Here is a 22,081-nt window from a genome sequence, read left to right on the forward strand (position 1 = left end):
CCGTCGCGGGTGACCGTTGCGCTCCCACGGCTCGGCCTCGGTGAGCAGCGCGACGTTCCCGGCGTCCCAGTCGACGTGCGGGGACGCCTCGTCGACGTGAAGCGTCTGCGGCAACAGGTCGTTGCGCAGCGCCTGCACCATCTTGATCACGCCGCCGACGCCGGCGGCGGCCTGGGCGTGGCCGATGTTCGACTTGATCGACCCCAGCCACAGCGGCCGGTCGGCGGGTCGGTCCTGGCCGTAGGTGGCGAGTAGCGCCTGGGCCTCGATGGGGTCGCCGAGGGTGGTGCCGGTGCCGTGGGCTTCGACGGCGTCGACGTCGGCGGGGGACAGCCGGGCGTTGGCGAGGGCCTGCCGGATGACGCGCTGCTGGGACGGGCCGTTGGGGGCGGTGAGGCCGTTGCTGGCGCCGTCCTGGTTGACCGCCGACCCACGGATGACGGCCAGGACCGGGTGCCCGTTGCGCTTGGCGTCGGAGAGCCGTTCGAGCAGCACGATCCCGGCGCCCTCGGCGAATCCGGCGCCGTCGGCGGTCGCGGCGAAGGACTTGCACCGCCCGTCCGGGGCCAGCCCGCGCTGCCGGCTGAACTCGGTGAACAGGCCGGGCGTCGCCATCACCGTCACGCCGCCGGCCAAGGCCAGATCGCACTCGCCGCCGCGCAACGCGTGCGCGGCCAGATGCATGGCGACGAGCGACGACGAGCAGGCCGTGTCGACGGTGACCGCCGGACCCTCCAGGCCGAACGTGTACGCCACCCGGCCGGACGCCACGCTGCCCGCGCTGCCGTTGCCGACGTAGCCCTCGACCTCTTCCGGCACCTGGTTGATCAGCCGTCCGCCGTAGTCGCCGTACATCACGCCGGCGAAGACGCCGGTGGCGGAGCCGCGCAGCCCGGCCGGGTCGATCCCGGCCGCCTCGAACGCCTCCCACGACGCCTCCAGCAGCAGCCGCTGCTGCGGGTCGATGGCAAGCGCCTCGCGTGGCGTGATGCCGAAGAAGTCGGCGTCGAAGCGGTCCGCGTCGTAGAGGAAACCGCCGTGCCGGGCGTAGGACTTGCCTGGTGCGTCCGGGTCCGCGTCGTAGAGGTCGTCGAGGTCCCAGCCGCGCCCGGTCGGGAAGTCACCGATCGCGTCGACGCCGTCGGCGAGCAGCCGCCACAGCTCCCCGGGGGAGCTGACGCCGCCCGGATAGCGGCAGCTCATCGCCACGATCGCGATCGGCTCGCCGGACGAGTGGCCGGCGCCGGCCGCCACACCGGCCGCCGGGCCGGTCCCGAGCAGCTCCGCGCCGAGGTACGCCGCGAGCGCCGCAGGCGTCGGATAGTCGAAGACGAGCGTGGCGGGCAGTCGCAGCCCGGTGGCGATGGTCAGCCGGTTGCGCAGCTCGACCGCGGTAAGCGAGTCGAAGCCGAGTTCGGCGAAGGCCAGGTCGGTGGCGACCGCGTCGGCCGCGCCGTAGGCGAGGACCCCGGCGACGTGCCCGCGTACCAGGTCGAGCAGCAGCCGGTCGCGTGCCTCGGGGGCGAGGCCGGCGAGTCGCCCGGCCAGCCCGTCGGTGTCGGGCGCGGTCTGGGCGGCCTGCCGGGCGGGCGTCCGGACCAGGCCGCGCAGCATCGCGGGCAGGCGTCCGGCGCCGGCCAGGGTCCGCAGGGCCGGCAGGTCCAGCCGGACCGGGGCGACCGCCGGACGGTCGCCGGCGAGCGCGGCGTCGAACAGCGCAAGCGCGTCCGGCGCGTCGAGCGGCAGCACGCCGCCACGGGCCAGCCGGGAACGATCGCCGTCGGCCAGCTCACCTGTCATGCCGCTGGTGTCCGCCCACAGCCCCCAGGCGAGGGAGACGGCGGGCAGGCCGCACGCGTGCCGGTGGGCGGCGAGCGCGTCGAGGTAGGCGTTCCCGGCGGCGTAGTTCGCCTGCCCGGGGCTGCCCAGGGTGCCGGCCGCCGAGGAGTAGAGCACGAAGGCGGCCGGGCCGGCGTCGGCGGTCAGCTCGTGCAGGTGCCAGGCGCCGTCCATCTTCGGCCGCAGGACGGCGTCCAGCCGGTCCTCGGTGAGCGCGGTGACGATCCCGTCGTCGAGCAGCCCGGCGGCGTGCACGACGGCGGTCAGCGGATGCGCGTCCGGGACGGCGTCGAGCAGCGCGGCGACGGCGTCGCGGTCCGCCAGGTCGCAGGCGGCGATGGTGACCTCGGCGCCGCGCGCGGCGAGTTCGTCGCGGAGTTCGGCGCTGCCCGGGGCGTCGGCGCCGCGGCGGCTGGTGAGCAGCAGCCGGGTGACGCCGTAGCGGGCGACGAGGTGACCGGCGAGGAGCCGGCCGAGGGTGCCGGTCCCGCCGGTGATCAGCACGGTGCCGTCCGGGTCGAGGGCGGGCGGCGTCGGATCGTACCCGGTCAGGGCGGTGGCGCGGGGTGCCAGCAGCCGGCCGTCGCGGACCGCGACCTGCGGTTCGTCCCCGGCGGCGATCCGGGCGAGGAGGTCCGGGCCGGGCTCGTCGTGGGCGTCGACCAGGACGATCCGGCCGGGGTGCTCGGCCTGGGCGCTGCGGGCCAGGCCCCAGACCGCCGCCGCCGCGAGGTCGAGAACATCCTCCCCGGTACGGGTGGCGACCGCGCCCCGGCTCAGCAGCACGATCCGTGCCTCGGTGTCGAGCCACCGGCGGAGAACCCGCAGGGCCTGCCGGACCGGCTCGTGGTCGGCCGGGTGGGCGCCCGCGGACAGGCGCACCGCTACCACCTCGGCGTCCGCCGGCTCGTCGCCGTCAAGCACCGTCACCGCCGGTGCGTCCGCCACCTCGCGCGGCTCGCTCGGCACCCAGTCCACCGCGTAGAGCGGCTGCCGGCCCGCCGGCCGCGCGGCGACCAGCTGAGCGGCCGACACCGGCCGGGTGACAAGCGAGTCGATCGTGGCGACCGGCGCGCCGTCGGGGTCGAAGACGGCCACCGTCACGGTGTCGTCCCCGGCCGGGGTGATCCGGACCCGGGCGGTGCGGGCGCCGGTGGCGTGCAGCCGCATGCCGGCGAACGAGAACGGCAGCCGGACGGCCTCCCGGTCGTGACCGAGGGCGATCGGGTGCAGGGCGGCGTCGAGCAGCGCCGGGTGGATGCCGTACCCGTCGGTCTCGGTCTCCGCCGGCAGCGCCACCTCGGCCCAGACCGCGTCGTCGTCGCGCCACACGGCCCGGACGCCCTGGAAGACCGGCCCGTATCCGAGCCCGGTCTCGGCCAGTGACGGATAGAAGTCGGCCAGGTCGACCGGCTCGCCGGCCGGCGGCCACGCCGTCAGCCCGGCCGGCTCCGCGCCGCCCGCGCCGCCCGCGCTGGCGGTGCCGGTGACGTGGCGGATCCAGGTCGGGTCCGCGTCGTCGTCGGCCGGCCGGGAGTGGATCGACAGCGCGCGGCTGCCGTCCGGCCCCGGCGCGTCGACCCGCAGTTGGACGTGGACGGCCCCGGACGCCGGCAGCATCAGCGGCGCGTGCAGGACCAGTTCCTCGATCCGGTCCGCGCCGGCCTGGCCGGCCGCGTGCAGCGCCAGGTCGGCGAGGGCGGCGCCGGGCAGCAGCGGGTCGCCGAGCACCGCGTGGTCGGCCAGCCACGGGTGCGCGTGCAGGGACAATCGGCCGGTGAACAGGTGCCCGTCGGTGTCGGCGAGCGTCACCGTCGCGCCCAGCAGCGGATGCCCCGACGGCCGCAGGCCCAGGTCGGCGACGTTCCCGTCGCCGGGCGGCACGTCCAGCCAGTACCGCTGCCGGACGAACCCGTAGGTGGGCAGGTCCCCGGCGTCGACCGGGGCGGCGCCGTGGAAGACGGACCAGTCCACCTCGGTGCCGGCGGCGTGCGCCTGCCCGAGCGAGGTGTGGAACCGGCGCAGGCCGCCGTCGTCGCGACGCAACGAACCGGTCGCGGTCGCCCCCGCGGTGGCCGCGTCAAGTGTCTCCTGGGTGGCGACGGTAAGCACCGGGTGCGGGCTGGCCTCGATGAAGACCCGGAAACCGGCCGCCTGGAGCGCGTGCACGGTCTCCTCGTAGCGGACGGTCCGGCGCAGGTTGGTGTACCAGTAGCGGGCGTCCAGGCCGGTGGTGTCGAACTGCCCGGCGGTGACTGTGGAGTAGAAGGGGATGGCGGACGCCGCCGGACGGATTCCGGCCAGCAGGCCGAGCAGCTCCTCCTCGATCGCCTCCACGTGCGCGCCGTGCGAGGCGTAGTCGACCGGGATGCGGCGGGCCCGGACGCCGTCCGCCTCACAGCGCGCGATCAGCGCGGCCAGCGGCTCGGCGTCGCCGGAGACGACAGTGGACGCGGGACCGTTGACGGCGGCGATGCCGAGCCGGTCGCCCGCGTCGGCGAGCAGCGCGGTGACCTCGGCCGCGGGGAGCGGGATCGAGGCCATGCCACCCCGGCCGCCGATCGCGGCTAGCGCCCGGCTGCGCAACGCCACCACCAGGGCGGCGTCCTCCAGGCTGAGCGCGCCGGCGACGCACGCCGCGGCGATCTCACCCTGCGAGTGACCCACGACCGCGTCCGGGCGTACGCCGGAGGAGCGCCACAGCTCGGCAAGCGACACCATCACCGCGAACAGGGCCGGCTGCACCACGTCGGCCCGTTCCAGCGGCGGCGCGTCGGGGTGCCCGGCGAGTACGTCGAGCACGTCCCAGCCGGTGTGCGGGCGCAGCGCCGCCGCGCACTCCCGGAGGCGGTCCCGGAACACCGGGGCGGTCTCCAGCAGCTCGGTGGCCATCCCGGCCCACTGCGAGCCCTGGCCGGGGAAGACCATGACGGTCCGGGCGGGTCCGGCGGCGGTGCCGGTCACCACGGCGGCGGACGGCTCACCGGCGGCGAGCGCGTCGAGTGCCTGGCGGAACTCGTCCGGGCCGTCCGCCACGATCGCGGCCCGGTGGTGGAACCGGGCCCGGGTGCTCGCCAGCGCGGCGCCGATGGTGGCCGGGTCGGCCCCGGGGTGGGTGTCCAGGTGGTCGCGGAGCCGGGCGGCCTGGACCCGCAGCGCCGGCTCGGTCTTCGCGGACAGGATCCACGGTCCGGGCGTCGGGCGGGCCGGCTCGGTGGCGGGCTCCTCGGCCGGCGGCTCCTCCAGGATCAGGTGCGCGTTGGTGCCGCTGATGCCGAACGACGAGACCGCGGCCCGGCGCGGACGCCCGGTCACCGGCCACGGCTTGGCCTCGGTGAGCAGGTCCACCGCGCCCTCGGTCCAGTCCACGTGCGACGACGGCGCGTCGATGTGCAGGCTCTTCGGCAGGACGCCGTGCGCCATCGCCTGAACGATCTTGATGACGCTCGCCGCGCCGGCCGCCGCCTGGGTGTGCCCGATGTTCGACTTCACCGACCCCAGCAGCAGCGGCCGGTCCGCCGGCCGTTCCCGGCCGTACGTGGCCAGCAGCGCCTGCGCCTCGATCGGGTCGCCGAGGGTCGTGCCGGTCCCGTGCGCCTCCACCACGTCGATCTGGTCGGAGGTCAGCCGCGCGCTCGCCAGCGCCTGCCGGATCACCCGCTGCTGGGAGGGCCCGTTCGGGGCGGTGAGCTGGCTGCTCGTGCCGTCCTGGTTGAGCGCGCTGCCGGTGATCACGGCGAGCACCCGGTGCCCGTTGCGGCGGGCGTCGGAGAGTCGTTCCAGCAGCAGCACGCCCGCGCCCTCCGCCCAGGCCACCCCGTCGGCGGCCTCCGCGAACGACTTGCACCGCCCGTCCGGCGCCAGCCCGCGCTGCCGGCTGAAGTCGATGAACGTGCTCGGCGTCGCCATCACCGCGACGCCGCCGGCAAGCGCCAGCCCGCACTCCTCGTTGCGCAGCGCCTGGCAGGCCACGTGCATGGCGACGAGCGAGGACGAGCAGGCGGTGTCCACGGTGACCGCCGGGCCCTCGAACCCGAACGTGTAGGCGACCCGGCCGGAGGCGATGCTGCCCGCGTTGCCGGTGCCGATGAACCCCTCGAAGCCGGCCGGTGTGCGCTCCTGCAACCGGGAGCCGTAGTCGTTGTACATCACACCGGCGAAGACACCGGTGTCCGAGCCGCGCAGGGTGTCCGGGGTGATGCCGGCCCGCTCCATCGCCTCCCACGACGTCTCCAGCAGCAGCCGGTGCTGCGGGTCGACGGAGAGCGCCTCCCGGGGGCTGATGCCGAAGAAACCGGGGTCGAACAGGTCCGCGTCGTGCAGGAACCCGCCCTCCCGGGCGTAGCTGGTGCCGGTGTGCTCCGGGTCCGGGTGGTAGAGCGCGGTGGTGTCCCAGCCCCGGTTCTCCGGGAACGGCGTGATCGCGTCCACCTCACCGGCGACCAGGTCCCAAAGCTGTTCCGGAGTGCTCACCCCGCCCGGGTACCGGCAGGCCATGCCGATGATCGCGATCGGCTCGCGGCTCGCGGACTCCGCCTCGACCAGACGCTGCCGCGTCTGGTGCAGCTCGGCGGTGACCCGCTTCAGATAATCGCGGAGCCTGTCCTCATTCACCATGAACCTTCATTCCTCCGGATCCGGCGTGCTGAGCGGTGTCACGTCAGGAGATGCCGAGCTCTTTGTCGATCAGGTCGAACATCTCGTCGTCGCTTGCGGTGTCGATGCGGTCGGCCACCGAGGCGCCGTCGCTCCGAGCGGCGTGCACCCGGGCGAGCAGGGTCTGCAGGCGGGTGGCGAGCGGGCCGAGCGCGTCCGGACCCAGGCCGGGCATCCGCGCCTCCAGCCGGTCCAGGTCGGTCAGCACGGAACCGTCCGCCGGCGCTCCGGCCGGACCGGTGGCGGCCGGCGCCGGGACGATCCGGCCCAGCAGGTGCCCGGCCAGCGCGGTGGGCGTCGGGTAGTCGAACAGGATGGTGGCCGGCAGCCGTACCCCCACCGCCCCGGCCAGCCGGTTGCGGAACTGCACCGCGGTAAGCGAGTCGAAGCCCATGTCGAGGAAGCCGCGCTCCGCCTCGATGCTCTCCGGCCGGTCGTGCCCGAGCGCGGCGGCCATCGTGCCGCGGACCAGGTCCAGCAGGACCCGGCGCCGGTCGTCGTCGGCGAGCGTCGCCAGCCGCCGGGCCAGCGCCTCGGCGTCCGCCGCGGCCGTCTGCGCGGTCCGCCGTGCCGGCGCCCGGACCAGGCCCCGCAGCAGCGGCGGCACCGTTCCCGCCGAGGCCCGGGCGCGCAGCCGGGCCAGGTCGAGCCGGACCGGGACCAGGGCGGGCCGTTCCGGCAGCCGCATCGCGGCGTCGAAGAACGCCAGCCCCTGCGCGGCGGTCAGCGGCACCACGCCGGACGCCGCGATCCGGGCCGCTCCGGCCGGGTCGAGCGTCTCGCCCATACCCGCCGCCCACAGGCCCCACGCCAGCGAGCTGGCGGGCAGCCCACGGGCGTGCCGGTGCGCGGCGAGGCCGTCCAGCCAGGCGTTGGCAGCCGCGTAGTTCGCCTGCCCCGGACCGCCGAGCGTGCCCGAGACCGACGAGTACATGACGAACGCCGCCAGGTCGTGCCCCTGGGACAGCTCGTGCAGGTGCCACGCCGCGTCCACCTTGGGTCGCATCGTGGTGGCCAGCCGGCGCGGGCTCAGGCCGGTCACCATGCCGTCGTCGAGCACCCCGGCCGCGTGCACCACCGCGGTCAGCCGGCGTCCGGCCAGCAGCGCCGCCAGCTCGTCCCGGTCCGCGGCGTCGCAGGCGGCGATGGTGACCTCGGCCCCGAGCGCGGACAGCTCGGCACGCAGCTCCGCGGCGCCGAGCGCGGCCGGTCCACGCCGGCCGGTGAGCAGCAGCCGCCGGGCGCCGTGCGCGGTGATCAGGTGCCGGGCCAGGAGCGCGCCGAGCGCACCCGTGCCGCCGGTGATGAGCACGGTGCCGTCCGGATCGAACGCCGGCGAGTCGCCGTCGGCCGGCGGCACGGCGGTCAGCCGGGGCACCACGATCTCCCCGGCCCGGATCGCGAGTTGCGGCTCCGCGCCGGCCAGGGCACGCCGGAGCAGGTCCGCCGGCAGCGCCGCCGCCGGAACGTCCGAGTCGAGCAGCCAGAACCGGTCCGGGTGCTCGCTCTGCGCGGTCCGGACCAGGCCCCAGACGGCGGCGGCCGAAAGATCAAGGACATCTTCCCCGGTACGGGTGGAGACCGCCCCGCTCGTGACGATCGCCAGCCGGGTGTCGTCAAGCCGGTCGTCGGCGAGCCAGCCCTGCACCAGCCGCAGGACGTCCTCGGTGGGCCGGTGGTCGGCGGCGGTCCGACCGGGCGGCACCACGGCCACCACCACCGGCGGCCGGCCGGTGTCCCCGGCCACCTCGTCCGGATCCCGGTAGACGGTCGCGCCCGGCAGCTCCCGCAGCGCGCCGATCCGGTCCGGTCCGGCGTCACCCGCTCCGGCGGTGGTCCAGGTCGTCGCGTACAGCGGGTCGGCGACGGCGACCCGGGCGCCGGCGATCTGCGCCCGGGTGACCGGCCGGGCGGTGAGCGACTCGACCCGCACCACCGGGGCGCCGGCGCCGTCGACCGCGGTCAGGCTCACCGTGTCCGGGCCGATCGGGGTGACCCGCAGCCGGAACCGGGTGGCGCCTGTCGCGTGCAGGGTCACCCCGCTCCACGCGAACGGCAGCAGGATCTCCCCGTCCGTGCCGTTGTCGCGTGCGGCGACGGCAAGCAGCATCGGGTGCAGGGCCGCGTCCAGCAGAGCCGGGTGTACGCCGAACCCGGCCGGATCCGTCCCGGCCGGCAGGGCGACGTCGGCGTAGAGCGTCTCGCCGTCCCGCCACACCGCTTCCAGGCCGCGGAAGCGGGTCCCGTAGCCGTAACCGCGGACCGCGAGCGCGTCGTACAGGCCATCGAGCCGCACGCTCTCCGCGGCGGGTGGCGTGGTGGTGTCCTCGGGAGCGGCCGGTGTGGCGGCGCCCGCGGTTCCGGTGGCGTGGGTCGTCCACTCGGTGCCGGCCGGCGCCTTCTCCGGCCGGGAGTGGATGGTGAGCGTCCGGTCGCCGTCGTCGCCGGCCGGGCCGACCTGCACCCGCAGGTGGACCGCTCCCTGCTCGGGCAGGATCAGCGGGGCCTCAAGCGTCAGCTCCCCGAGGCCGTCCGTCCCGGCCTGGTCGGCGGCGTACAGCGCCAGCTCGACGAAGCCGGTCGCGGGGAGCAGGACCGCGTCGTGGATGGCGTGGTCGGCCAGCCAGGCGTGGGTGGCGAGGCCGATCCGACCGGTGAAGAGGTGGCCGCCGTCGGGCAGCTCGGTCGCGGCCGACAACAGCGGGTGGTCGGCGGTGGCCAGGCCGAGGCTCGCGGCGGTGCCGGTGGCGGCCGGGCGCAGCCAGTAGGGCCGGCGTTGGAAGGGGTACGTGGGTAGGTCGGTGAGCCGGCCGGCGGGTGTGGTGGTGGTCCAGGTGGTGTCGTGGCCCGCCGCGTGCAGCACTGCTTGGGCGTGGTGGCCGAGGTGGGCGGCGGTGATGGTGGCGGTGGTGTCCTCGGGGAGGCAGGCGTGGGTGAGTGTGCTGAGGGTGTTGTCGGGTCCGAGTTCGATGTATGCGGTGACGCCGGCGTTGTCGAGGGTGGTGATCATGTCGTGGTAGCGGACGGCGTCGCGGATGTGTCGGGTCCAGTAGGCGGCGTCGAAGGGCGGGGCGATGTCTCCGGTGCGGTTGGAGATGACCGGGATGGTGGCGGGGTGGTAGGTGACGGTCTGAGCGACGGTCTGGAATTCGTCGAGGACGCTGTCCATGTGGGGGGAGTGGAAGGCGTGTGAGGTGGTCAGCTTCTTGGTGCGGCGTCCTTGCCCGGCCCAGTGGGCGGCGATGGCGGCCGTTGCGGAGGGGTCGCCGGAGATGACGGTGCTGGTGGGTGAGTTGAGTCCGGCGATGGAGACCGTGTCCGGGTCGAGCATGGGGGTCAGCTCGTCCTCGGTGGCTTCGATGGCGATCATGGCGCCGCCGGGTGTGGCCGCCTGCATGAGCCGTCCTCGGGCGGTGACGAGGAGTGCGGCGTCGGGGAGGCTCAGCACGCCGGCGAGGTGGGCGGCGGAGAGTTCGCCGATGGAGTGGCCGGTGAGGTAGTCGGGGGTGATGCCCCAACTGGTGACGAGGGCGTGCATGGCCACGTGTGTGGCGAAGAGGGCGGGTTGGGTGTAGCGGGTTTCGTGGACGGCGTCGACCATGGCTTCACGCAGGGGCCGGTCGAGGTGCTTGTCCAACTCGGCGCAGACGGCGTCGAACGCGTCGAGGAAGACCGGTTCGTCGCGGTGGGCCATCTCGGGGTGTTGGCTGCCCTGCCCCGTGCAGAGGAACGCGGTCTTCCCGGCCGGGCGGGCGATGCCGCGCACCAGGGACGCATGCGGTTCATCGGCGGCCAGGGCGGCCAGTGCCTCGTGGTGGTGGTCGAGGATGACGGCGCGGTGGGTGTGGTGGGCGCGGCGGGCCAGGGTGTGGGCGACGTCGTCCTGCGCCTTGCCGTCGACGTGGTCGCGCAACCGCACGGCGGACTCGCGCAGCGCATCCGTCGTACGGCCGGAGAGCAGCCACGGCACCGGCGTGCCCACCGGCTCCCGCCCGTCCACGTCCGGCGCTTCCTCGATGATGAGGTGGGCGTTGGTGCCGCTGATCCCGAACGACGACACCCCGGCCCGGCGCGGACGGCCGTTGCGCTTCCACGGCTGGGCCTCGGTGAGCAGCGCGACGTCGCCCGAATCCCAGTCGACGTGCGGGGACGGCTCGTCGACGTGCAGCGTCTGCGGGAGCAGGTCGTTGCGCAGCGCCTGCACCATCTTGATCACCCCGCCGATGCCGGCGGCGGCCTGCGCGTGCCCGATGTTGGACTTGATGGAGCCGAGCCAGAGGGGCCGGTCGGCGGGTCGGTCCTGGCCGTACGTGGCGAGCAGCGCCTGCGCCTCGATCGGGTCGCCGAGGGTGGTGCCGGTGCCGTGCGCCTCGACCGCGTCCACCTCGGACGGCTTCAGCCGGGCATTGGCGAGGGCCTGGCGGATGACGCGCTGCTGGGACGGCCCGTTGGGTGCGGTGAGGCCGTTGCTCGCCCCGTCCTGGTTGACCGCCGACCCCCGGATGACCGCCAGGACCGGGTGCCCGTTGCGCTTGGCGTCGGAGAGCCGTTCGAGCAGGAGCATGGCGGCGCCCTCGGCCCAGGCGGTGCCGTTCGCGCCCGCCGCGAAGGACTTCGCCCGGCCGTCCGGGGCGAGCCCGCGCTGCCGGCTGAACTCGATGAACATGCCAGGCGTCGACATCACCGCCGCCCCACCGGCCAAGGCCAGATCGCACTCGCCGCCGCGCAGCGCCTGACCGGCCAGGTGCATGGCGACGAGCGACGACGAACAGGCCGTGTCGACGGTGACCGCCGGGCCCTCCAGGCCGAACGTGTAGGCGATCCGGCCCGACGCCACGCTCGTCGTCGTCCCGGTCAGCAGGTGACCCTCGACGCCCTCGCCGCCGGTGTGCAGCAGCGACAGGTACTCGTGGGCGGACACCCCGGCGAAGACGCCGGTGGCGGTGCCGCGCAGCGTGGCCGGGTCGATGCCGGCGCGTTCCAGTGCCTCCCACGAGGTTTCCAGCAGCAGTCGCTGCTGCGGGTCGATGGCGAGCGCCTCCCGCGGGCTGATCCCGAAGAACTCCGGGTCGAAGCGGTCCGCGTCACGCAGGAAACCACCGTGCCGCACGTACGTCTTGCCGCTGGCGTCCGGGTCGGGGTCGTAGAGGTCGTCGACGTCCCAGCCCCGGCCGTCCGGGAAGGCGCCGACCGCGTCGACCCCGCCGGCGAGCAGCTCCCACAGCGTCTCCGGGGTGTCCGCGCCGCCCGGGAACCGGCAGGCCATGCCGACGATGGCGATCGCCTCGTCGTCGAGACCCGTGGCGCGGGCGGGCGCCACGGCGACGGCCCGGTCCGCCGGCACGTCGGCGAGGCGTCCGTGCACGAACTCGGCGATCGCCGCCGGCGTCGGGTAGTCGAAGACCAGGGTGGCCGGCAAGCGTAGCCCGGTCGCCGCGCTCAACGCGTTGCGGAACTCCACCGCGGTAAGCGAGTCCAGGCCCATCTCCAGCAGCGCGCGGGAGGCGTCGATCCGGTCCACGTCGGTGTGGCCGAGCACCTCGGCGACCCGGGAGCGGACCAGGTGCAGGACGGTACGCAGTTGCTCGCCCGCGGGCCGCCCGGCCAACTGCCCGCGCAACGCCGCGCCGCCGGTCCCGGCGTCGGTGGCGGCCCGCCGCTGCGGGACCCGCACCAGAGCCCGGAAGACCGCGGGCAGACCGCCGGCGGCGGCCCGGGACTGCATCGCGCCGTGGTCGAACAGGGCGGGCACCAGGGTCGGCGCGCCGGTGGCGAGCGCGGCGTCGAAGAGCGCGAGCGCCTCCGCGGCGGGCAGCGGCAGCACGCCGGTCCGCCCGATCCGGGAGGAGTCGGCGTCCGGAAGCGCCGCGCCCATGCCGCCGCCGTCGGTCGACTCCCACAGCCCCCACGCGAGTGATGCCGCCGGCAACCCCTGCGCGTGCCGGTGGGCGGCGAGCCCGTCCAGGTACGCGTTCGCGGCGGCGTAGTTGGCCTGCCCGGCGCTGCCGATCGTGGCGGCGACCGAGGAGTAGAGCACGAACGCCGCCAACGGCCGGTCCGCGGTCAGCCGGTGCAGGTGCCAGGCGCCGTCGGCCTTCGGCCCCAGCACCGCCGCCAGGCCGTCGTCGTCGAGCGCGCCGACTGTGGCGTCCCGGAGCACGCCGGCGGCGTGGATCACCCCGGTCAGCGGGTGGGCGTCCGGGATCGCGGCGAGCAGGGCGGCGAGTCGGTCCCCGTCGCCGGAGTCGCAGGCGGCGACCTCGGCGTGCGCGCCCAGCTCGGCCAACTCCTCGACGAGCCGGTCGGCGCCGGGTGAGTCCGGCCCGCGGCGGCTGGTCAGCAGCAGCCGGCGGACGCCGTACCGGACGACGAGGTGGCGGGCCAGCAGCGCACCCAGCGCCCCGGTGCCACCGGTGATCAGGACGGTCCCGGCCGGGTCGAACCGGCCCTCGGTGACCGGCTCGGCCGGCCGGTCGGTGGTGACCAGGCGGGGGACGAAGGCCCGGCCGGCGCGGAACGCGATCTGCGGCTCGTCGGCGGCCAACGCCTCGGCCAGCGGCTCCGGCGCCAGATCCGTGAGGGCGGCGTCGGCGTCGGCGAGCCCGAACCGGCCGGGGTGCTCGGTCTGCGCGCTGCGCACCAGACCCCACACCGCCGCCGCGGGCAGATCGGTGACGTCCTCGGCGTCCTCGGTGGCGGTCGCGCCCCGGGTCAGTAGCACCAGCCGGCTGCCGTCCAGCCGGTCGTCGGCCAGCCAGCCCCGGATCAGGTCGAGCGCCGCCCGGATCGGCGCGCGGTCGTCCGGGCCGGTGGCGGATTGCACCCGGGCCAGCACGATCGGCGGCACGGCGCCCGCGTCGGCGAGCGCGGCCGGATCCGGGTGGACCGGCACGCCGGCCGGACCGTCACCCGGCGCGCCGAGAACGGCAAGCGCCGGTGCCCCGGTCCCGGCCGCCGGCGCGGCGGTCCAGGCGAGGCGGTAGAGCGGGGGCCGGGCGTCCGGACGGGACGCGGTCAGTTGCTCCGGCGAGACCGGGCGCATGGTGAGGGCGTCGACGGCGAGCACGGGCGCGCCGGTCGGGTCGGCCATCAGCAGCGACACCGTGTCCGGCCCGGCCGGGGTGACCCGGATCCGCAGTGCGGTGGCGCCGACGGCGTGCCGGCTGACGCCGGTCCAGGAGAACGGCAGCCGCACCGTCCCGCCGTCGTAGCGGAAGTTCAGCGGGTGCAGCGAGGAGTCGAAGAGGGCGGGGTGCACGCCGTACGCGTCCGGCCCGGTCCCGTCGGGCAGTCCGGTCTCCGCGTAGATCGTCTCGCCGTCGCGCCAGGCCGCCCGCATGCCCTGGAACAGCGGCCCGTAGTGGTAGCCGCGTTCGGCGAACTCCCGGTAGAAGGTCTCGGTGTCAAGCGGGGACGCGCCGGCCGGCGGCCACGCGGCGAGCGCCTCGGCGGACCGGGGCGCCTCGGCGGTGAGCGTGCCGCTGGCGTGCCGGGTCCAGGTGGCGCCCGGCGCGGCGTCCTCCGGTCGGGAGTGGACGGTGAAGGTCCACCGCCCGCCCTCCGCGGCGCCGGTGCTGACCCGCAGGTGCAGCGCGCCCTGCTCGGGCACGGCGAGGAAGACGTGGTGGGTCAGCTCCTCGACGGCCGCCGCGCCGATCCGGTCGGCGACCTCCAGGAGCAGGTCGATGAACGCCACGCCGGGCAGGACCACGGTGCCGTGCACGGCGTGCTCGACGAGCCACGGGTGGGAGCGCCGCGAGATCCGCCCGGTGTAGAGCCGGCCGTTCCCGTCGGGGAGTTCCACCTCGGCCTGGAGCAACGGGTGGGTGGCGTCGTGCTGGCCGAGGCTGCTCGGGGCGCGCGGGGTTGCCGGCGCGGCGAGCCAGAACGGCTGGTGCTGGAAGGCGTAGGTGGGCAGGTCGAGGTGCCGGCCGGTCGGGGGCGTGGTGGTCCAGACCGTCTCGCGGCCGGCCGCGTGCAGCGCCGCTTGGGCGTGGTGGCCGAGGTGGGCGGCGGTGATGGTGGCGGTGGTGTCCTCGGGCAGGCAGGCCCGGGTGAGGGCGCTGAGGGTGTTGTCGGGTCCGAGTTCGATGTATGCGGTGACGCCGGCGTTGTCGAGGGTGGTGACCGTGTCGTGGTAGCGGACGGCGTCGCGGATGTGTCGGGTCCAGTAGGCGGCGTCGAAGGGTGGGGCCACGTCTCCGGTGCGGTTGGAGATGACGGGGATCGTCGCGGGGTGGTAGGTGAGCGTGGCGGCGATGGCCTGGAACTCGTCCAGGATCGGGTCCATGTGCGGGGAGTGGAAGGCGTGCGACGTGGTGAGTTTCTTGGTGCGCCGTCCGAGACTCGCCCAGTGCACGGCGATGTCGGTGACGGCGTCGGTGTCGCCGGAGATGACGGTGCTGGTGGGCGAGTTGAGTCCGGCGATGGAAACCGTGGCGGGGTCGAGCATCGGGGCCAACTCGTCCTCGGTGGCCTCGATCGCGATCATGGTGCCGCCTGCGGTGGCGGCCTGCATGAGTCGTCCTCGGGCGGTGACGAGGAGTGCGGCGTCGGGCAGGGTCAGGACGCCGGCGAGGTGGGCGGCGGAGAGTTCGCCGATGGAGTGGCCGGTGAGGTAGTCGGGGGTGATGCCCCAACTGGTGACGAGGGCGTGCATGGCCACGTGTGTGGCGAAGAGGGCGGGTTGGGTGTAGCGGGTTTCGTGGACCGCGTCGACCATGGCTTCCCGCAGGGGCCGGTCGAGGTGCTTGTCCAACTCGGCGCAGACGGCGGTGAAGGCGTCGAGGAAGACGGGTTCGTCGCGGTGGGCCATCTCCGGGTGCTGGCTGCCCTGACCCGTGCACAGGAACGCGACCTTCCCGGCCGGACGGGCGGTGCCGCGTACCAGCGCGGGGTGTGGGTTGTCGGCGGCCAGAGCGTCGAGCGCTTCGCGGTGGTCGGCGAGGATCACCGCGCGGTGGGTGTGCTGGGCGCGGCGGGCCAGGGTGTGGGCGATGTCGGCGTCCGCGTGGCCGTCGAGGTGGTCGCGCAGCCGGCCGGCGTTGTCCCGCAACGCCTCCGGCGTGTGCCCGGAGAGCAGCCACGGCGACCCCACCGGAGAGCCGGCCGCACCCTCGCCGGACGGCGCCGCCGGAGCCGTGCCCTGCTCCAGGACGAGGTGCGCGTTGGTGCCGCTGATGCCGAACGACGACACCGCGGACCGGCGCGGCCGGCCGGTGTCCGGCCAGGCCCGCGACTCGGTGAGCAGGGCGACGCTCCCGGCGTCCCAGTCGATGTGCGGGGACGGCTCGTCGACGTGAAGCGTCTGCGGCAGCACCCCGTGGTGCATGGCCTGCACCATCTTCACCACCCCGCCGATGCCGGCGGCGGCCTGCGCGTGCCCGATGTTCGACTTCAGCGAGCCGAGCCACAGTGGCCGGTCGTCGGGCCGGTCCTGGCCGTAGGTGGCAAGCAGCGCCTGCGCCTCGATCGGGTCGCCGAGGGTGGTGCCGGTGCCGTGCGCCTCGACCGCGTCCACGTCGGCCGGTTCCAAACGCGCGTTGGCGAGGGCCTGCCGGATGACCCGCTGCTGGGCGGGACCGTTGGGAGCGGTGAGGCCGTTGCTCGCCCCGTCCTGGTTGACCGCCGACCCCCGGATGACCGCCAGGATCGGATGCCCGTTGCGGCGGGCGTCGGAGAGCCGTTCGAGCAGGAGCATGGCGGCGCCCTCGGCCCAGGCGGTGCCGTTCGCGCCCGCCGCGAAGGACTTCGCCCGGCCGTCCGGCGCGAGCCCGCGCTGCCGGCTGAACTCGATGAACATGCCCGGCCCGGCCATGATGGTCGCGCCGCCGGCCAGGGCCAGATCGCACTCGCCGCCGCGCAACGCCTGACCGGCCAGGTGCATGGCGACGAGCGACGACGAGCAGGCCGTGTCGACCGTGACCGCCGGACCCTCCAGGCCGAACGTGTAGGCGATCCGGCCCGACGCCACGCTCGTCGTGGTCCCGGTCAGCAGGTAGCCCTCCACCCCCTCCGAACCGGTGTGGCAGAGCGAGACGTACTCCTGGGCGGACACCCCGGCGAAGACGCCGGTGGCGGTGCCGCGCAGCGTGGCCGGGTCGATGCCTGCTCGTTCCAGTGCCTCCCACGAGGTTTCCAGCAGCAGCCGCTGCTGCGGGTCGATGGCGAGCGCCTCCCGCGGGCTGATCCCGAAGAACTCCGGGTCGAACTGCTCGGCGTCGTAGACGAAACCGCCCTCACGCACGTACGTCTTGCCCCCGGCGTCCGGGTCGGGGTCGTAGAGGTCGTCGGCGTCCCAGCCCCGGCTCGCCGGGAAGCCACCCACCGCGTCGACCCCACCCGCGACCAGGTCCCACAGCGTCTCCGGGGTGTCCGCGCCGCCCGGGAACCGGCAGGCCATGCCGACGATCGCGATCGCCTCGTCGTCGCCCGCCCGGGTCCGCCGGACGGTCCGGGCGGGGAGATCGGCAGCCGTCTCCGACAGCTCGGCGGTCAGGTGGGCGCCGAGCGCCGCAGGCGTCGGGTAGTCGAAGATCAGCGTCGCGGGCAGGGCCAGCCCGGTGGCCTTCCCCAGCCTGGTCCGGAACTCGATCGCGCTGAGCGAGTCGAAGCCGAGTTCCTGGAACTGCCGGTCGGCGTCCACGGTCGCCGCCGACGCGTGCCCGAGCGCGCCCGCGACCTGTGCGCACACCAGGTCGGTCAGGATCCGTCGCCGGTCCACGTCCGGCCGCCCGGCCAACTGCCGGCGTAGCTCGTCACCGCCGGCCTGGCCGCCGCGGGCCGCCCGCCGGGCCGGCGCGCGCACCAGGCCGCGGAGGATGGCCGGCAGGTCGCCGCCGTCGGCCAGCCGGCGCAGCGCCGCCAGATCCAGCCGGGCCGGCACCAGCGCGGGCCGGTCCCCGGCCAGCGCCGCGTCGAACAGTCCGAGTCCTTCCGCCGCGGTGAGCGGGACGATCCCGCCACGGGCGACCCGGGCCGCCGCCGCCTCGTCCAGGGTCGCGCCCATGCCGTCGTCCCCGGTCGGCGCCCACAGTCCCCAGGCGAGGGAGACCGCTGGCAGCCCGTGCGCGCGCCGGTGCGCGGCCAGTCCGTCGAGCGCGGCGTTCGCGGCGGCGTAGTTGCCCTGCCCGGCCGTCCCGAGCGTCCCGGCGATCGACGAGTAGAGCACGAACGCCGCAAGCCCGGAGCCGGCGGTCAGCTCGTGCAGGTGCCACGCCGAGTCCACCTTGGCCGACAGCGTCGCGTCCATGTGCTCCGGGGTGAGCGAGGTGAGCGCGGCGTCCCGCAGGACCCCGGCGGCGTGCACCACGGCGGTCAGCGGGTGCGCGGCGGGCACGGTGGCGAGCAGCTCGGCGACCCGGTCACGGTCGGTGAGGTCGGCGGCGACGATGTCCACGTGCGCGCCAAGCCCGGTGAGGGCGGCCCGAAGCGCGGTGGCGCCCGGGGCGTCGGGTCCGCGACGGCTGGTCAGCAACAGCCGGGTGACGCCGTGGCGGGTGACCAGGTGGGTGGCCAGGAGCGCGCCGAGGGCGCCGGTGCCGCCGGTGATCAGGACGGTGCCGCCCGCGTCGAGCGAGGTCGCGGCGCCGCCGGTCACGGCCGTCACCCGGGGCGCCAGGATCCGGCCGTCGCGCAGGGCGACCTGCGGTTCGTCGCCGTCGGCGAGCCGGGCGAGCAGGTCACCGTCCGGGTCCTCGTCGGCGTCGATCAGGACGATGCGCCCGGGGTGCTCGGCCTGGGCGCTGCGGGCCAGGCCCCAGACGGCCGCGCCCACAAGATCAGAAACATCCTCGCCGGTACGCGTCGCGACCGCGCCCCGGGTCAGCAGAAGCAACCGGGCCTCGGCCGGCCGGGGCGCGTCGAGCCAGCGCTGGAGGAGCCCCAGGACGTCCGCGACCGGCCCTTGGTCGGGCCGGGCGCCGGCCGGCACCCGCACGGCGATCCGGTCCGCCGGCTCCGCCGGCCATCCGTCCTCCGCAAGCAGCTCCAGCGGCTCGCCCACGGCGGCGCCCGGACCCGGCCGGGGCACCCAGTCCACCCCGTACAGCGGCAGGCCGGTGTCCGGCCGGGCGGCGGCCAGTTGCGCGGCCGACACCGGGCGGGTGATGAGCGAGTCCACCGTCGCCACCGGCGCGCCGGTGCCGTCGGCGATGGTAAGCGCCAGCCGGTCCAGGCCGGACACCACGATCCGGACCCGCAGCGTGTCGGCGCCGACCGCGTGCAGCGCGATCCCGCCCCAGGTGAAGGGCACCCGCACCTGGCCGGCGTCCGGGTCCTCCTCGGGACGCAGCGCGGAGCCGACCGCGATCGGGTGCAGGGCCGAGTCGAGCAGGCCGGGGTGCAGCCCGAAGTCGCCCGGGTCGGCGCCCTCCGGCAGCGACACCTCGCCGTAGATGGTGTCGCCGTCCCGCCACGCCGCCCGCAGGCCCAGGAAGAGCGGGCCGTAGCCGAAACCGGCGCCGGCCAGTCGCCGGTAGAGGTCCGCGACGTCGATCGCCGCGCCCGGGGGCGGCCACTCGGTCAGCCCGGCCGGCGTCGCGTCCGGGGCGACGGCCAGGACTCCGGTGGCGTGCCGGGTCCAGTCCGCGCCGGGCGGCGCGTCCTCGGACCGGGAGTGGACGCTGAACGTACGCCGGCCGGCGTCGTCGGCCGCGTCCACGGAGACCCGCAGGTGCAGCGCGCCCTGCTCGGGGACGGCCAGGAAGACGTGGTGGGTCAGCTCTTCGATCAGGTCGCAGCCGACCCGGCTTCCGGCGTGCAGCAGCATGCCCACGAACGCGGCGCCCGGCACGACGAGCGCCCCGTGCACGGCATGCTCGGCGATCCACGAGTCGGTACGCGCCGAGATCCGGCTGGTGAAGAGGTGGCCGTTTCCGTCCGGCAGCTCCACCTCGGCGTGGAGCAGGGGGTGCGCGGCGGTGGCCTGGCCCAGGCTGGCGGCGTTGTGCGGGGTGTTGGATGCGTCGAGCCAGAACGTCTGCTGCTGGAACGGGTACGTGGGCAGGTCGGTGAGTCGTCCGGCGGATGTGGTGGTGGTCCAGACCGTCTCGCGGCCGGCCGCGTGCAGTGCGGCGTGTGCGTGGTGGCCGAGGTGGGCGGCGGTGATGGTGGCGGTGGTGTCCTCGGGGAGGCAGGCGTGGGTGAGTGTGCTGAGGGTGTTGTCGGGTCCGAGTTCGACGTAGGTGGTGACGCCGGACGCGTCGAGGGTGGACACCGTGTCGTGGTAGCGGACGGCGTCGCGGATGTGTCGGGTCCAGTAGGCGGCGTCGAAGGGTGGGGCGATCTCGCCGGTCCGGTTGGAGATGACGGGGATCGTCGCGGGGTGGTAGGTGACGGTCTGAGCGATGGTCTGGAATTCGTCGAGGATCGGGTCCATGTGGGGGGAGTGGAAGGCGTGTGAGGTGGTGAGCTTCTTGGTGCGCCGTCCGAGTCCGGCCCAGTGTGCGGCGATCTCGGCGACCGCTTGAGGATCGCCGGAGATGACGGTGCTGGTGGGCGAGTTCAGCCCGGCGATGCTGACCGTGGCGGGGTCGAGCATGGGGGTCAGTTCGTCCTCGGTGGCTTCGATGGCGATCATGGCGCCGCCGGGTGTGGCCGCCTGCATCAGTCGTCCTCGGGCGGCGACGAGGAGCGCGGCGTCGGGCAGGCTCAACACTCCGGCGAGGTGGGCGGCGGACAACTCGCCGATGGAGTGGCCGGTGAGGTAGTCCGGGGTGACGCCCCAACTGGTGACCAGGGCGTGCATTGCCACGTGCATCGCGAAGAGGGCGGGTTGGGTGTAGCGGGTTTCGTGGACCGCGTCGACCATGGCTTCACGCAGGGGCCGGTCGAGGTGCTTGTCCAACTCGGCGCAGACGGCGTCGAACGCGTCGAGGAAGACCGGCTCGTCGCGGTGGGCCATCTCCGGGTGCTGGCTGCCCTGACCCGTGCACAGGAACGCGACCTTCCCGGCGGGTCGGGTGACGCCGCGCACCAGGGACGCATGCGGTTCATCGGCGGCCAGGGCGGCCAGTGCGTCGTGGTGGTGGTCGAGGATGACGGCGCGGTGGGTGTGGTGGGCGCGGCGGGCCAGAGTGTGGGCGACGTCGTCCTGCGCCTTGCCGTCGACGTGATCGCGCAACCGTGCGGCGGACTCGCGTAGCGCCTCGGGGGTGCGGCCGGAGAGCAGCCACGGCACCGGCGTACCGGTCGGCGGCTCCGGCTCCTCCACGTCCGGCGCTTCCTCGATGATGACGTGGGCGTTGGTGCCGCTGATCCCGAACGACGACACCCCGGCCCGCCGCGGGGACCCGTCCGGCGCCCACGGCTGGGCCTCGGTGAGCAGGGCGACGTTCCCGGCGTCCCAGTCGACGTGCGGGGACGGGGTGTCCACGTGCAGCGTCTGCGGCAACACACCGTTGCGCAGCGCCTGGACCATCTTGATCACCCCGCCGACGCCGGCGGCGGCCTGCGCGTGCCCGATGTTCGACTTCAGCGAGCCGAGCCACAGCGGCCGGTCGTCGGGCCGGTCCTGGCCGTAGGTGGCCAGGAGCGCCTGCGCCTCGATCGGGTCACCCAACGTGGTGCCGGTGCCGTGCGCCTCGACCGCGTCCACCTCGGACGGCTTCAGCCGGGCGTTGGCCAGGGCCTGGCGGATGACCCGCTGCTGGGACGGCCCGTTGGGGGCGGTGAGGCCGTTGCTCGCGCCGTCCTGGTTGACCGCCGACCCCCGGATGACCGCCAGGACCGGGTGCCCGTTGCGCTTGGCGTCGGAGAGCCGCTCCAGGAGCAGGATGCCGGCGCCCTCGGCCCAGGCGGTCCCGTCGGCGGTGGCGGAGAACGACTTGCACCGCCCGTCCGGGGCCAGGCCGCGTTGCCGGCTGAACTCGATGAACATGCCCGGCCCGGCCATGATTGTCGCGCCGCCGGCCAAGGCCAGATCGCACTCGCCGCCGCGCAGCGCCTGACCGGCCAGGTGCATGGCGACGAGCGACGACGAGCAGGCCGTGTCGACGGTGACCGCCGGGCCCTCCAGGCCGAGCGAGAACGCGATCCGGCCCGACGCGACGCTCGTCGTCGTCCCGGTCAGGACGTACCCGTCGACGTCCGCCCCGCCGGTGTAGCACAGCGACGCGTACTCCTGGCTTATCGCCCCGACGTAGACCCCGGTCCGGCTGCCGTGCAGCGTCGCCGGGTCGATGCCGGCCCGTTCCAGCGCCTCCCACGAGGTTTCCAGCAGCAGTCGCTGCTGCGGGTCGATGGCAAGCGCCTCCCGGGGGCTGATCCCGAAGAACTCCGCGTCGAAGCGTTCGGCGTCGTAGAGGAAACCGCCGTGCCGGGCGTACGACCTACCGGCCGCCCCCGGGTCCGGGTCGTAGAGGCCGTCCAGGTCCCAGCCCCGGGTGACCGGGAAGCCGCCGATCGCGTCCACGCCGCCCTCGACGAGCGACCACAGCGCCTCCGGGGTGTTCGCCCCGCCCGGGAACCGGCAGGCCATGCCCACGACGGCGATCGGCTCCTGCCGGTCCGCCTCCGCCTTGCGCAGTTGCCGCCGGGCCTGGGCCAGGTCCGCCGTCACGCGCTTCAGATAATCGCGAAGCTTTCC

General features: G+C 75.1%; 1 protein-coding gene and 1 pseudogene. Both read right to left on the minus strand.

Annotated features, from left to right (window positions below):
• Positions 1-6,456: SDR family NAD(P)-dependent oxidoreductase (locus SM450_RS28365; RefSeq protein WP_474622844.1), on the minus strand; the 6,456-nt coding region annotated here is incomplete at its 3' end.
• Between the two features lie 43 nt (positions 6,457-6,499).
• Positions 6,500-22,057 (minus strand): annotated as a pseudogene (locus tag SM450_RS28370) (SDR family NAD(P)-dependent oxidoreductase); the annotation flags it as partial.
• Positions 22,058-22,081 lie beyond the last annotated feature (24 nt).

This window comes from Micromonospora marincola, assembly GCF_056150385.1.